This window comes from Bradyrhizobium sp. WSM1253 (genome assembly GCF_000244935.1).
Classification (GTDB): domain Bacteria; phylum Pseudomonadota; class Alphaproteobacteria; order Rhizobiales; family Xanthobacteraceae; genus Bradyrhizobium; species Bradyrhizobium canariense.
Window position 1 is genome coordinate 4,755,348 of sequence record NZ_JH600073.1, and the last position, 13,827, is coordinate 4,769,174.

Annotated in this window: 15 protein-coding genes; 2 read left to right on the forward strand and 13 right to left on the reverse strand. The window is 64.1% G+C overall.

The genetic code is table 11. The features are described 5' to 3' along the window. Positions 1–7: 7 nt before the first annotated feature. From BRA1253DRAFT_RS23950 to BRA1253DRAFT_RS23995, 10 genes are all read right to left on the reverse strand, one after another. Positions 8–1,222 (reverse strand): aminotransferase class I/II-fold pyridoxal phosphate-dependent enzyme, encoded by a 1,215-nt coding sequence (locus tag BRA1253DRAFT_RS23950; protein WP_007598638.1) that lies wholly within the window; start codon positions 1,220–1,222, stop codon positions 8–10. Positions 1,223–1,532: 310 nt separating this feature from the next. Further along, positions 1,533–1,937 carry a GFA family protein gene (locus BRA1253DRAFT_RS23955; RefSeq protein WP_007598639.1) on the reverse strand — a complete coding sequence of 135 codons (405 nt, stop codon included), beginning with the start codon at positions 1,935–1,937 and terminating at the stop codon, positions 1,533–1,535. Between the two features lie 116 nt (positions 1,938–2,053). After that, a complete protein-coding gene (locus BRA1253DRAFT_RS23960; protein WP_007598640.1) occupies positions 2,054–3,652 on the reverse strand; it encodes a caspase family protein in 1,599 nt (532 codons plus the stop codon). Between the two features lie 207 nt (positions 3,653–3,859). Then, positions 3,860–5,308, reverse strand: a complete 1,449-nt coding sequence (locus BRA1253DRAFT_RS23965) for an ammonium transporter (RefSeq protein ID WP_007598641.1) — start codon at positions 5,306–5,308, stop codon at positions 3,860–3,862. A 38-nt stretch (positions 5,309–5,346) separates the two neighbouring features. After that, positions 5,347–5,685: a P-II family nitrogen regulator gene (locus BRA1253DRAFT_RS23970; protein ID WP_007598642.1), complete on the reverse strand. Its 339-nt coding sequence runs from the start codon at positions 5,683–5,685 to the stop codon at positions 5,347–5,349. Positions 5,686–6,119: 434 nt separating this feature from the next. Beyond that, entirely contained in the window at positions 6,120–6,722 is a 603-nt protein-coding gene (locus tag BRA1253DRAFT_RS23975) for an ATP-dependent Clp protease proteolytic subunit (RefSeq protein WP_007598643.1), read from the reverse strand. Positions 6,723–6,763: 41 nt separating this feature from the next. Next, complete coding sequence (locus tag BRA1253DRAFT_RS23980; RefSeq protein WP_007598644.1) at positions 6,764–7,111, reverse strand: SRPBCC domain-containing protein; 348 nt, start codon at positions 7,109–7,111, stop codon at positions 6,764–6,766. Further along, positions 7,108–7,422: a helix-turn-helix transcriptional regulator gene (locus tag BRA1253DRAFT_RS23985; RefSeq protein ID WP_035993871.1), complete on the reverse strand. Its 315-nt coding sequence runs from the start codon at positions 7,420–7,422 to the stop codon at positions 7,108–7,110. The genes BRA1253DRAFT_RS23980 and BRA1253DRAFT_RS23985 overlap by 4 nt, the downstream gene beginning before the upstream one ends. 41 nt (positions 7,423–7,463) lie before the next feature. Continuing rightward, on the reverse strand, positions 7,464–8,765 hold the full coding sequence (locus tag BRA1253DRAFT_RS23990) for an ammonium transporter (RefSeq protein ID WP_007598646.1): 1,302 nt from the start codon (positions 8,763–8,765) through the stop codon (positions 7,464–7,466). A 233-nt stretch (positions 8,766–8,998) separates the two neighbouring features. Beyond that, complete coding sequence (locus tag BRA1253DRAFT_RS23995) at positions 8,999–9,337, reverse strand: P-II family nitrogen regulator (protein ID WP_007598647.1); 339 nt, start codon at positions 9,335–9,337, stop codon at positions 8,999–9,001. A gap of 239 nt (positions 9,338–9,576) precedes the next feature. Here BRA1253DRAFT_RS23995 and BRA1253DRAFT_RS24000 point away from each other — a divergent pair, with 239 nt between their 5' ends. Further along, positions 9,577–10,467, forward strand: coding sequence for a DUF4339 domain-containing protein (locus BRA1253DRAFT_RS24000; RefSeq protein ID WP_007598648.1), 891 nt, complete (start codon positions 9,577–9,579; stop codon positions 10,465–10,467). 40 nt (positions 10,468–10,507) lie between these two features. Here BRA1253DRAFT_RS24000 and tesB read toward each other — a convergent pair whose 3' ends face one another. Beyond that, positions 10,508–11,371, reverse strand: coding sequence for an acyl-CoA thioesterase II (gene tesB, locus BRA1253DRAFT_RS24005; protein ID WP_007598649.1), 864 nt, complete (start codon positions 11,369–11,371; stop codon positions 10,508–10,510). A gap of 138 nt (positions 11,372–11,509) precedes the next feature. Between tesB and BRA1253DRAFT_RS24010 the strand changes: the two genes are divergently transcribed. Continuing rightward, on the forward strand, positions 11,510–12,730 hold the full coding sequence (locus tag BRA1253DRAFT_RS24010) for a ubiquinone biosynthesis hydroxylase (protein WP_007598650.1): 1,221 nt from the start codon (positions 11,510–11,512) through the stop codon (positions 12,728–12,730). A gap of 223 nt (positions 12,731–12,953) precedes the next feature. Here BRA1253DRAFT_RS24010 and BRA1253DRAFT_RS24015 read toward each other — a convergent pair whose 3' ends face one another. Together BRA1253DRAFT_RS24015 and BRA1253DRAFT_RS24020 are read right to left on the reverse strand one after the other, a co-directional pair. Further along, positions 12,954–13,151, reverse strand: coding sequence for a Trm112 family protein (locus tag BRA1253DRAFT_RS24015; RefSeq protein ID WP_007598651.1), 198 nt, complete (start codon positions 13,149–13,151; stop codon positions 12,954–12,956). Between the two features lie 60 nt (positions 13,152–13,211). Further along, positions 13,212–13,742, reverse strand: a complete 531-nt coding sequence (locus BRA1253DRAFT_RS24020; protein ID WP_007598652.1) for a TetR/AcrR family transcriptional regulator — start codon at positions 13,740–13,742, stop codon at positions 13,212–13,214. Positions 13,743–13,827: the final 85 nt, after the last annotated feature.

The window sequence follows — 13,827 nt, forward strand, 5'->3', positions numbered from 1 at the left end:
GCCCCGCCTAACCCAGAGTCTCGACCAGGCGGTGCAGCGCCTGCGCCGTAGTCTCGCCATCTTGCACTAGCGCAAGGCGAATGTAGCCTGCGCCGGGATTGAAGCCGTCGGGCTGGAGCCGCGCCAGATAGCTGCCGGGCACCACGCGCACGCCTGCTTCCTTGAAGAGTTTCAGGCACACAGACACGTCGTCGCCGATTTCGGACGTGTTGAGCCAGACGCAGAAGCCGGCATCGGGCCGGCGATAGCCGTAGCGATTGCCGATGATCTGGTCGGCGAGATCGAACTTGATCCGGTAGAGCCTGCGGTTCTCCTCGACATGCGCCTCGTCGCCGTAAGCGACGGTCGCGACATGCTGGAGCGGTACCGGCACCTGCGGCGCCGCGATATTGCGCAGCTCGAGGAACATGCCGATGAGTTTTTTGTCGCCGGCGGCGAAGCCGACGCGCAGGCCCGGCAGGTTGGAGCGCTTCGACAGCGACTGGAACGCAACCACGCGGGTGAAATCAGGGCCGGCGCATTCGAGCGCGCTGCCGGGCGCTTCGCGGGTGTAGATCTCCGAATAGCACTCGTCGCTGAGGATCACGAAGCCGTAGCGGTCGGCGAGCTGCTTCAGGCGCGTGAAATAATCGCGCGAGGCGACCGAGCCCTGCGGGTTGGCGGGCGAAGCCAGATAGAACGCCACCGTGCGCGCCAGCGTCGCCTCGTCGATGGCGTCGAGATCGGGCAGGAAGCCGTTCTCAGCCGTGGTCGGCAGGTAGACCGGCTCGCAAGCGGCGGCGCGGGCGCCGGCGCCGTAGACCGGATAGAACGGGTTCGGCATCAGGATCGCCGGCTTGCCGGGACGCGGGCCGACATAGCGCGCGGCCGCGATCGCGGCGAGGAACAGGCCTTCGCGGCTGCCATTGAGGACGAGAATCTCGCTCTCGGGATCGAGGGTGCGCGGCAGCTTGAACCGCGACGACAGCCAGGCGCCGGCAGCCTTGCGGAACGGGTCGGTGCCCTTGTTCGCGGGGTAACGGCCGAAATCGGCGATGTGCTTGGCCAGTACCGGGCCGACGAAGTCGGGCACGGGATGCTGCGGCTCGCCGACGGCAAGCGAAATCAACGGCTCGCCGGGCTGATGGGGTGCCAGCAGCTCGTTCAGCCGGACGAAGGGAGAGCGTTCGCTATCGGAGCTTCCACTGTCCTGCGGCGCACGGGATGAAGCGGTCATAGCCATTCTGGACGCCAGCACTCTTGGAACAGCCGGTCGCAGCAAGGCGCCGACGGGAAGCGGTTCAGTTCACCATAGATAGGGCGAGGTTAAGACGCGATTAACCATCGGTCGCCGGCTCCGTCCAGAGCAGGAAAAATAAGGCCGGATAACAACGGGATGGCTGCGGGGGTTCTTACCGCTCCCGCTTGCGGGAGAGGTCGCGCCGGAGGCGTGGGTGAGGGTTCTCTCCAAACAGGGACTGTCCCGATGTTGAGGCACCCTCTCCCCAGCCCTCCCCCGCATGCGGGGGAGGGAGCGCGCCGTCATTGCGGCTCTAGTGCGCCGGCAGCTTCTCGAATGTCGCCATGCCCGCGGGGATCGCATGGAAGTCCTGCTTGTCGCAGGTGTAGATCGCCATCTGCGGATGGAACTGCGCAGGCTCGTCCAGCGTGCCGACCTTCAGGATCGCAGCCGGCAGTCCCGGAACCTTGGTCACCAGATGGGTGCCGCATTCGGCGCAGAATTCGCGCGTGACGGCGCGCTCGAGGTCCTTGCGGGTGAACTGCTTGGGCTGCCCGGCGATGTAGCTGAAGCCGGCCGCCGGCATCGCGATGAAGGTGTTGGGCGCGCCGCCCGAGATGTACTGGCACTCGCGGCAATGACACTGCGCCTGCATCATTGGGTCGCCCTCGGCGACATAGCGCACTTCGCCGCAATAGCATCCGCCTTCCAAACGCATGACGACCTCCCTTTTGTTGTTTCTTGTGGTCGATATTTCTGCGCCAGCGGTGCGGAATGGCAATCTTTTTCTTTGCGAGCGGACAAAGGCAGACCATCCGCAGCCGGTTCGTGCATCTATCGCTTGGCAAGCCCGCAGCCGTTGAATCCCCGGCCGCGCCAGCAACCGCTGCTCATGCACTCGGCTTCCAGCCGTGGACAAGCGGTTGAAGCGCAATCCGCGCGGCCGCCCATACTGACGCACGCCGTGGCGCACCTGCTTCGCATGAACGAACAGCTCATGCCGCTTCCGGTCTGCCGTGGTTGCCCTGCTCCGGCCTGATCTGGCGGCAGCACGGCCCTCTTGTCGTCGCGCTTGGTCGGCCGCTTCGAATCAGGTTGGCCCGGACTTGCAGCGGGGCTCGGTGTCGTCAGCTTGGAGAGCTCCATCCGACACGGTCGGCCGGTCTCGGTGCGGACGCCGGCGCCGGTGGTTTCTTTCAGCTCGAGTGCCAGCTTGTACTGATAGGGCGCGCCGGCGGTGCGGCGAAGCGGATCCTTTTCGCCAATCAGCCCGTTGACGGTGACAGTCGCGCTGCCGTCCGCTTCAATCTTCCCGTCATAGATTGTGGCACCGGGCTTGCCCTCTTCCCCGGAGAGAGTGTGCAGCACGCCATCCTTGACGCGCAGCGCATACTGGAAATAGGCCTCGGGAAACGGGGGCTTGTTCTCGCAAGTTTCCTTCGCGATCCAGGTTCCATCGAACGCGGTTACGCGCTTGGCGGCGTCTGATGGTTTCGCCAAAGTCTCGATGCGTGATTTCGCCAAATCTGCGAACGCGCACGCTGGGAAGCGTGCGAGGTGATCCTTGAACGCCGCGAGCGTTCCCAGCGCTTCCGCGCTACGCCAATGGTCGCTGGCCTCCGCGCAGGGATCGACCTGAGGCGTCGCAGGAGACAACGCCGCCGTTTCGGGCTTGCCGTTGAGGTAGAACTCGCCGAAGAACGACAGCGACAGCTCCGGCACTTGCAAGCCTTTGGAGCGCTGGTAGACGCCGGCGCTGATCGTTTGAAATACCGTGTTGACGTTGCCCTTGTCGCCGATGTGCTCCAGGAACGCGCTGGTATAGGGGCTGTTGCGGCCGCTGCCGTCGTCGGCAGTCCGGCCGGCCTGTGTCGCGTAGGAAATGATGGTGCCCTCGGGACTTTCCATCTTGGCGAGGCCGCGAGAGACGGTGACGCCACGGCCCTGTCCGACGTTTCGCCGCAACTCGTCGGCAAATGGATTGTCGCGGCAGGCGTCGAGCACGAGGATGCGCAGGTTCTTCGCCTGCTGGAGATCCGCCAGGATCTCGTCGGCGCGTACCAGGCGGCGCAGATCGACCTCGTCGCGAACGACGGCATCGACAGGCACCAGATAGTTGACGCCGGCGAACTGGAGCGCGTGCCCGCTGTAGTAGAACAGGGCGACATCGGCGCCGCGAGCCTCACGCGCGAAGCGAAGAATGGTGTCCTGCATGGCGGACTGGTCGAGGTCGGTCGCGACCAGAGGATCGAACCCCGATCGCTTGAGGGCCGCGCCGACATCGGCCGCATCATTGGTCGGATTGGCGAGCATGGGAACGTTTCGGTAGGCGCCGTTGCCAATCACCAGCGCGACGCGCTTGTCCGCACGGGCATCGAGGCTCGACAAAGCGAGCAACAGGAAGCACCAGACCAGGCAATAGGGCAGACGCATGAAATCCTGCTCCAAATGGGGAGCATGATATTCAACAAGCTCGCAGCAATGCAATTTAACTTATGACGGCCCAGCGGTGCTCGGGTCCAAAAAGAAAGGGGCTCCAACTTGCGCTGGAGCCCCTCAACGGCCGGGACATTGCCGGGTATGTGCCCCAAACCGTAGTTGTGAGCGCGACCTCCGAGGAGGCCGCGCCCGGGAGGAGACTTACATGTTGTAGGCGCGCTCGGTGTGCTCGGTGATGTCGAGGCCTTCACGCTCGCTCTCGACATTGGCGCGGAGGCCAACGATCACATCGACGACCTTGTAGAGGATCGCCGAACCGATACCCGACCACACCAGCGTGGTGCCGACGCCCCAGACCTGGGAGATCATCTGCGCTGCGAAGTCGTAATCGGCAACCTTCGGCGGGATCGCGGTGTAGTCGATGATGCCCGCACCACCCAACGCCGGATTGACGAGGATGCCGGTGCCGAGGGCGCCGATGATGCCGCCGACGCAGTGCACGCCGAACACATCGAGGGAGTCATCGTAGCCGAGCGCGTTCTTCACGACGGTGCAGAAGAACAGGCAGACCACGCCGACCACGAGGCCGAGGACGATCGCACCCATCACGCCGGAGAAGCCGGCGGCAGGCGTGACGGCCACGAGGCCCGCGACAGCGCCGGAGATGACGCCGAGCACGGACGGGTGACCCTTGATGATCCACTCCGCGAACATCCACGACAGCGCGGCGGCTGCGGTGGCGACGAAGGAGTTGGTCATGGCAAGCGCTGCGCCGCCATTGGCTTCGAGGTTGGAGCCGGCGTTGAAGCCGAACCAGCCGACCCAGAGCAGCGAGGCGCCGATCATCGACATGGTCAGCGAGTGCGGAGCCATCAGCTCCTTGCCGTAACCGACGCGCTTGCCGATCAGCAGAGCGCCGACGAGGCCTGCGATGCCGGCGTTGATGTGCACCACGGTGCCGCCCGCGAAGTCGATCGCGCCCTTCTTGAAGATCCAGCCTGCGTCGGCGTTGATCTCGTCGAGCTTGGCCTGCGCCGCGGTCTTCGCCGCGCCATCAGCCGCAGCAGCCAGAGCCTTGGCAGCGTCCTGGATCATGTCCGGGCCGGGCCAATACCAGACCATGTGCGCGATTGGGAAGTAGATCAGCGTGACCCAGAGCGGGATGAAGAGCGCAATCGCCGCGAACTTCATGCGCTCGGCAAAGGCGCCGACGATGAGGGCGGGCGTGATCGCTGCGAAGGTCATCTGGAAGCACATATAGATGAGCTCCGAGATGTTGGCGTCGACCGAGAAGGTCGCAGCCTTCGAGTCGGTGGTGACGCCCATCATGAAGGCCTTGGAGAAGCCGCCGATGAAGTCCGAGCCGCCGGTGAAGGTGAGGCTGTAGCCGTACACGGCCCAGATCACGGTGACGACGCAGACGGTGTAGAACACCTGCATCAGGACCGAGAGCATGTTCTTGGAGCGGACGAGGCCGCCGTAGAACAGCGCGAGGCCGGGGATCGTCATCAACAGCACGAGCACTGTCGATGTCAGCATCCAGGCGTTGTCTCCCTTGTTGACCGTTGGCTCGGCATAGGCTGCGGTCGCAGCGAACAGGCCGACTGCGAGAGCCGCCAATCCCGCGCCATAGGGACGCTTAAACGTCATTTCATTTACTCCTGATTGAATTTTGATTGAGCGCGAAATCAAAGGGCCGCAGCATCGGCCTCGCCGGTGCGGATGCGAACCGCATGGTCGAGATTGATGACGAAGATCTTGCCGTCGCCGATCTGACCGGTTTTCGCGGCGGTCGTGATGGCGTCGATGGTCTTGTCGACCTGGTCGGAGGCGACAGCGACCTCGATCTTGATCTTGGGCAGGAAGCTCACGGCATATTCGGCGCCGCGATAGATTTCCGTATGGCCCTTCTGGCGGCCATATCCCTTGACTTCCGTCACCGTGAGACCGTGAACGCCGATGGCGGTCAGGGCGTCACGGACTTCTTCCAGCTTGAATGGCTTAATAATCGCCATAACAATTTTCATGGGTCCTATCCCCGCTTGGGCCCGGTCCGGACGTGGCCGGGCGTTTCTCGACTGGTTCGCCACGAGGGAGAAAGTTCACTACGCGGGCACAGCCAGGACCCTTAGAATCAAATGCCGTGCCAGATCGGGCGTGTTGGCTAACGGACTATGAAAACGGGTGTTTTCGCGTTTGACGCGTATTGCGGTGCGGTGCGCTATTACGCCGCGCTCAATACCTGATCATGCCTGATTAAAATAAAGGCACGTCAAGCTGCCGACACATTGATGCTCATGCGTCGGGCAGCAGAACGGTATTTCCGTAAGGCGGACGCCTGTTGCAGGGCTTGTCGTGCGGCGAAATATCGGACCCCCCGCACTTGTGCTCACGGAATGCGCGTAACCGGCCAAACAGCTTAAGCGGGGCGAGCTCGCCGGACGGTTGCAGGCAGAGACCGTCAGGCGGCGCTGCGTTCCGTGAACACCCGGTCGATCAGACCCCAGTCGACCGCCTGCTGCGCAGTCATGAAGTGGTCGCGGTCCAGGGTCCGTTCCACGTCCGGTTCGGGGCGCCCGCAATGCTGGGCATAGAGCCGGATGATGCGCCGCTTGGTTTCCTGCATCTCGGTGGCATGGATCAGGATGTCGGACGCCTGGCCCTGAAAGCCGCCGAGCGGCTGATGCACGTGAAGGCTCGCATTGGGCAGGGCGGCGCGGTGACCGGGCTCGCCGGCCATCAGCAGGAACGAGCCCATCGAGCGCGCGGTGCCCATGCACAGCGTATGCACCGGCGCCTTGATGAATTGCATGGTGTCGTACATCGCAAGGCCAGCGGTGACCACGCCGCCATAGGAATTGATGTAGAGATTGATCGGCTTGTTCGGATTCTCCGCCTCCAGGAACAAGAGCTGCGCGCAGACGAGGCCCGACATCGCATCATTGACCTCGCCGTTGAGGAAGATGATGCGCTCGCGCAGCAGGCGCGAATAGATGTCGAAGGATCGTTCGCCGCGGGCGGATTGTTCGACGACCATAGGGACGAGCTGAAGCATGTCGCGCATCGGCGACCTCCATGTCTGCGGGTGATGAAGTGGTGTTGGTGTTAGGCGGCCGCGCGCATCAGGCAGCCATTGCTGTTGGCCGGCTGCGGCAGCTTCATGCAGGTTTGCTGGATGATGCGGAAGCGGGTGCCGCCATCCTCGTTCGGTTCGATCCGGAAGATGACATGGCTTTCGCGAAACGGCGGTTCGGAATCGCGAAGCCGGTAGCGCACCTCCTGGCCTGGGATTGATGATTCCGGCTCGGCGCCCGCAAGGTCGCAATCCGGCAGCCAGCGCTCGCGCAACGCCGGAATGGTCACCGCGCGCCAGACCTTGGCCGGCGGCGCATCGAATTCATATTCGAGGACGAGAGCTGCGTCGGAGGGATCAGGCTTCGCGGCGTCGCTCATTGATCCATCTCCTTCAAGAGATCGGCGAGGGCATCCATGCGTTTCGGCCAATAGGCGCGGTAGCGCGCAAGCCAGGTCCCGATGGCGAGAATTCCTTCGGGATCGACTTCGTAATTCACAAAGCGGCCCTGCCGCTGTTCGCGCACCAGGCCTGCTCCGCGCAGCACCGCAAGATGCTGCGACATCGCCGGTTGGCTGATCTCCAATCCGTCGCGCAAGGCGCTCGCATTCAGGCTTCCGCCGGCAAGCTTTTCAAAGACCTTGCGGCGGGTCGGGTCGGCCAGCGCCTTGAAGATGTCGGCTTCGATCATGGCAACACATAAGCACAGGCTTATGTGTTGCGCAAGGCCCATTACTGCAGCGCCTCGCCGTGCTGCGAAATATCCAGCCCTTCGAGCTCGTGCTCCCGCGAGACGCGCAACGGCACGAACAGGCTGACCAGCTTGAGCAGGACGAAGCTCACGCCGGCCGACCAGACGAAGGTGACGGCGACCCCATACAGCTGGATCAGAAGCTGCTGCGGATGGCCTTCGAGCAGGCCGGCGGTGCCGCCGATCGCGCTGGTTGCGAACACGCCGGCCAGCAGGGTCCCGGTCAGCCCGCCGATGCCGTGGACGCCGAACACGTCGAGCGAATCGTCATAGTCGAACCGGTGCTTCAGCCAGGTGCAGGCCCAGTAGCAGACGAGGCCTGCGATCACGCCGATGACGATACCGTGCCAGGGCGCCACGAATCCCGAGGCCGGCGTGATGGTGCCGAGGCCGGCGACCGCGCCGGAGATCATGCCGAGCACGGACGGCTTGCGTCGCGTCGACCATTCGATCGCACCCCAGGTCAGCGCGCCGGAGCAGGCTGCGAGATGGGTCGCGATGATCGCCAGCACCGCGCGCGAATTGGCTGCGCCCGCCGAGCCGCCGTTGAAACCGAACCAGCCGACCCACAACAGGCCGGTGCCCATCACCGCGAGCGACAGATCGAACGGCGAAAGATTTTCGGTGCCGTAGCCGTGACGGCGTCCCATCACCTTCGCCGCAACGAGGCCGGCGGTGCCGGCGGACAGATGCACCACGAGGCCGCCGGCGAAATCCAGCACGCCCATGCTGGCGAGGAAGCCGCCGCCCCACACCCAGTGCGCCAGCGGAATGTAGACGAAGATGAACCAGGCCACTGAGAACAGCAGATAAGCGGAGAAACGCATCCGGTCGGCGACCGCGCCCGCGACCAGCGCCACCGTGATGATCGCAAACGTCATCTGGTACAGCATGAACAGCGCTTCCGGGATCGTCTTCGCCGCCGGGTTGACGCTGTCCATGGTCATGCCGGCGAGGAACCAGCGGTCGAGCGTGCCGATCCATGGGCCGTCGCCGACGAAGCACAGCGAATAGCCGAAGGCGACCCAGAGAATGGAGATGATCGTCACCGCGGCGAGGCTCTGCGCCATGGTGGCGAGCACGTTCTTCTTGCGCACCATGCCGGAATAGAACAGCGCGAGCCCCGGGATCGTCATCATCAGCACCAATGCGGTGGCGACAATCATCCAGGCGGTGTCGGCGGTGTTGATCTCTGAGCCCGCGGCGCGCGCCGGCGAAGCCATGATCGACACAAGCCCGATCGGCGCGGCAATAGCAGCCGCGCGGCGCAACAATCCCGCCATGTCGTTTCCCCCAGCTATTGATTGCGTCGCACGCCGTGGCGCCGTTGCCCGGTGCGATCTAGATAAGAATTAGTCCCTGCCTCACCGCACTCCACCCTCATCCTGAGGAGCCCGCGACAAGCGGGCGTCTCGAAGGATGGCCGCGGGCGAGAGCCGGGCCTTCATGGTTCGCCCGGCGATGCAAAGCATCGTCCGGAAACGCGTTCCGCGCTCCTCACCATGAGGGTCTTGAATCAGAGCGCGTCGCTGTCAGTCTCGCCGGTGCGAATGCGGGTCGCGTGATCAATCGGCGTGACGAAGATCTTGCCGTCACCGATCTGGCCGGTGCGCGCGGTCGCGGTGATGACGGCGACCGCCTTCTCGGCGATATCGGAGGCGACCGCGATCTCGATCCGCAGCTTCGGCAGGAAATTCACCACGTACTCAGCGCCGCGATAGATCTCGGTGTGGCCCTTTTGGCGGCCATAGCCCTTCACTTCGGTCACGGTCATGCCGTGGACGCCGATCGCCGTCAGTGCCTGGCGGACTTCATCGAGCTTGAAGGGTTTGATGATCGCGACGACGAGTTTCATGGTCAGGCCTATTCCCCGGGATGCGCCGCGCCGTATGTCCCCGGCGCTGCGTCAATCTGGCATCTTTCCGGGCAAATGGCATAAAAAAGTTGCAGATTGAAGCGGAAAATCGTTGGGCTATGTGAACGGCCGCCTCTGTACAGGGCAGCCGTTCATCCTCCACAATGCGTTTTTGGCATGGATGCGATGAACCCAAGCGTCGCGGCCGGTACAAAACTATGTTTGAGGGGGGACGCTTCATGGCGAGTTGGTTCTACGCATCCGAGGGCAAGCAGCAGGGGCCCTACCAGGAAGGGCAATTCCGCGACCTCGTCGCCCAGGGAGTCGTGCGCCCCGATACGCTGGTGTGGTCGGAGGGCATGGCCGGCTGGCAGAAGGCGGCCGAAATCCCTGGCCTGATCAGCGGCGGCGGTGCGCCTCCGATGATGCCGGCTGGCGGCCCGCCGATGATGGGCTCCGGAGGCTACGGCGGCGGTGGCGGCGGAGGATCGCTGGCGGTCGATTTCGGCATCCTCGAGTTCACCTGGCGCAGCATCGTGATGCTGATCGGCATGTGCTTCATCATCCCGGTGCCGTGGGTGTTCGTCTGGTACACGAAATGGATCGTGTCCTGCGTGAAGGTCCCCGGACGGCCCAATCTCAGCTTCACCGGCAATGCGATGGCGCTGGTGCCCTGGTATTTCGGCTTCATCGTTCTGGCGATCGTGATCGGGTTGATCGGCGTCCCCTTGCTGAGCAATTTGCTGTTCATCGCCCAGATCGTTCTCTACTGGCTCCTGATCAAATGGATGGTCGCGAACCTCGCCTCCAACGGGCAGCCGCTCGGCCTGAGCTTCACCGGCACGGTCTGGGCCTATGTCGGCTGGAGCCTGCTGTTTGCGATCTCCATCATCACCATCATCGGCTGGGCCTGGGTCGCCGCGGCTCAAATGCGCTGGTTCTGCCGCAGCATCGAAGGCACGCGGCGCGAGATCGTCTTCAACGGCAGCGGTCTCGGGATTCTCTGGCGGGGCATCGTGGCTGCATTCCTTTGCGGCTTCATCATCCCGATCCCGTGGGTGTATCGCTGGATCATGAACTGGTTCGCGTCGGAGACCGTCCTGGCTCCGCGAGGATCGCTCCGGACCTGACCTCGAGAGGCATAAGCGCGATCGATCGTGCTTATGCCTCTCAGGCTTTCCGTTCGCGCACCGAGCCTTCCTGCGCGACGGAGGCCACCAGCGTGCCGTCGGGCTTGAAGATCGAGCCGCGGGTCAAGCCGCGGCCGATTCGGGCGCTTGGCGAATCCTGTGCGTAGAGCAGCCATTCGTCGGCGCGGAACGGCCGGTGAAACCACATCGCGTGGTCGAGGCTCGCTGGCATCATGCGCTTGTCGAACAGGGTGCGGCCGTAGCGCGCCATGATCGCGTCGAGCAGCGAGAAGTCGGACGCGTAGGCCAGCGCGCACATGTGCAGCGCCGGATCGTCCGGCAGCGTTGCCGCGGTTTTGATCCAGACATGGATGCGGCCGTCCTCGATCTTTTGGCCGAAATAGCGGCCGAGCTCGACCGGGCGCAGCTCGATCGGACGGTCGGATTCATAGTAGCGGCGGATGAACTCCGGCATCTCCTTGAACATCGGCTGCTTCGCGACCTCCTCCGCCGTCAGCTTTTCCGGCCGCGGCACGTCGGGCATCTTGTCCTGGTGATCGAACGCGCTCTCTTCCTCGGCATGGAACGACACCATGATCGAGAAGATCGCGTTGCCGTGCTGAATCGCGGTGACGCGTCGCGTCGAGTAGCTCTTGCCGTCGCGCAGGCGCTCGACCTGGTAGATGATCGGGATCTGCGGATCGCCCGGCAGGACGAAATAGCAATGCAGCGAATGCGGCAGCCTGCCCTCTACGGTGCGGCACGCTGCAACCATCGCCTGCCCGATCACCTGGCCGCCGAACACCCGTTGCCAGCTGGTCTTCGGACTGTTGCCGCGGAACAGATTCACCTCGAGCTGTTCGAGGTCGAGGATCGAGATGAGGTCGATCAGGCTCTTGGACATGGAATTCAGCTTTCGCCTTGCCGCCCCGGCTTCGCTGCTCCGGAATGACACAATGGGGGCTTTCCGCCCTTGTTTCACCGCACTGTTTCGCCCACCTCAAGTCTGCTAGCAAGGCCAGGATTTAGCCGGGAATTGGATATGTCGGTACAGGGTAGCATTGTCATCGGTGGCGGCGCGTTTGCGGGCCTGGCGCTGGCTGTGGCGTTGCGCCAGGGACTCGGCCCCGAGATCCCCGTCATCGTCGCCGACCCCGCGCTCTCCACACGTCCGAGCCGGGACCCGCGCGCGACTGCGATCGTGGCCGCCTGCCGCCGCCTGTTCGAGGCGATCGGCGCCTGGGATGACGTCAAGGGCGAGGCGCAGCCCATCCTCGACATGGTCGTCACCGATTCCAAGCTGGAAGACGCCACCCGTCCGGCGTTCCTCAACTTTGCCGGCGATGTCGCGCCGGGCGAGCCCTTCGCGCATATGGTCGAGAACCGCCGCCTGATCGATGCGCTGGTGGTCCGCGCCGAGGCCGAGGGCATTGATCTCCGCGCGACCACCGTGTCGTCTTACGACGCGCGAGCCGAGGGCATCGATGTGACGCTCGGCGACGGCAGCGTCATTGCGGCGAGCCTCCTGGTTGCGGCCGACGGCGCGAAGTCGAAACTGCGCGAGCGCGCCGGCATCGCCACCCATGGCTGGGAATACGATCAATCCGGCATCGTCGTCACCGTCGGCCATGATCGCGATCATGAAGGCCGCGCCGAAGAGCATTTTCTGCCGGCGGGTCCGTTCGCGATCCTGCCGCTTTCGGGCAAGCGCTCCTCGCTGGTCTGGACCGAGCGCCGCAGCGAAGCCGCGCGTATCATTGCGTTGAGCGATGAGGAATTTCACGGCGAGCTCGAGCAGCGCTTCGGCCTGCATCTCGGCGAGGTGAAGGCGCTCGACAAGCCGCGCGCGTTTCCGCTGTCCTATTTCGTCGCACGCTCCTTCATTGCCCAGCGCCTCGCGCTGGTCGGCGATTCCGCCCACGTCATCCACCCCATCGCGGGCCAGGGTCTCAACATGGGACTGAAGGACGTCGCCGCACTGGCCGAGGTCGTGGTCGATGCCGCGCGGCTCGGCATGGATATCGGCGCCGCCGACGTGCTCGAACGTTACCAGCGCTGGCGCCGCTTCGACACGATGGCCATGGGCGTTGCCACCAACTCGCTGAACTTCCTGTTCTCCAACCAGTCGACGCTGTTGCGCACGGTGCGCGACATCGGCCTCGGCCTCGTCGACCGCGCCCCGCCGCTGAAGAACCTGTTCATCCGCCAGGCCGCGGGTCTGACCGGTGAGATACCGCGGTTGCTGAAGGGCGAGGCGCTGTAGTTTTTTCCTGTCGTCCCGGACAAGCGCGCCTCAAGCGCGCACAGATCCGGGACCCATACGCCGCAGCAATAGTTTTGCGAAGACTCGGAGTGACCAGCTCGCGCAACAACCCAATTCGGTGGTTATGGCTCCCGGCCCCCGTGCGCAATTGCGCACTAGGCCAGGACGACACCTGGGGTGTGGTGCGGTCATCGCGCCAAACGACCAACGGGCCACAAGTCTCTCAATCGATCTTGCGAGCCTCTTCCGGCAGCATGATCGGAATGCCGTCGCGGATCGGATAGGCGAGCTTGGCGCTGCGCGAGATCAGCTCCTGCTTTGCAGAATCGAACTCCAGCGGGCCCTTGGTCAGCGGGCAGACCAAAATCTCCAGCAATTTGGGATCGACGCTGGCTTCGGGGCGTTCGGTGGGCGCGTTCATTGGGGTCTCCGACGGTCGGTTGCCTCTAGCATAAAAAATCGTAGCAGCCCATTGCGTCGCTCAAGCCGAAGCCATCCGCAGGATCTCGTCGAGCAGGCCCTCGAGCCGCGCGGCCGGCAATGGCGGGCCCGACAGGGCGAAGCCGAGAAACGTCCAGTACAGGATTTGGGCGCGGGCTCGCGCCGTCGCCGCCTCGAACCCGCGCTTCCTCAGCAACTCTTCGATATAGTCGAGCCTGCGCCGGTCGATGGCACGCACCGCCGTCTGTGCCGCCGCATCGAAGGCCGCCCAGTTCCGCACCGCGCGCTCGAGGTCGAGCCGCGCGCCAAAAGTCCTGCGCAGCAGCGCTTTCAGCGGCTCGCCGCTGTCCGCCTCGACGTCGGCGATGATCTGCTCGGCCGCGATCTCGCGCCAGCGCTTCAAAAGTGCAGCATGGAACGCGCCGAGATCGGCAAAATGCCAATAGAAGCTGCCGCGCGAGACCCCCATGGCTTTCGCCAGCGGATCGGCCTTCAGGGCGGTGAAGCCGTCTCTCGCGAGCGCCTTCAGGCCCTGCTTGATCCAATCGTCGGCGGTGAGCTGTTCGGCCATATCGGGTTCCGGATTCGGACCATACACTAGTGTATTGACAGCCGGCAGGCCAGCGCCTATCTCACCATACACAACTGTATGGACG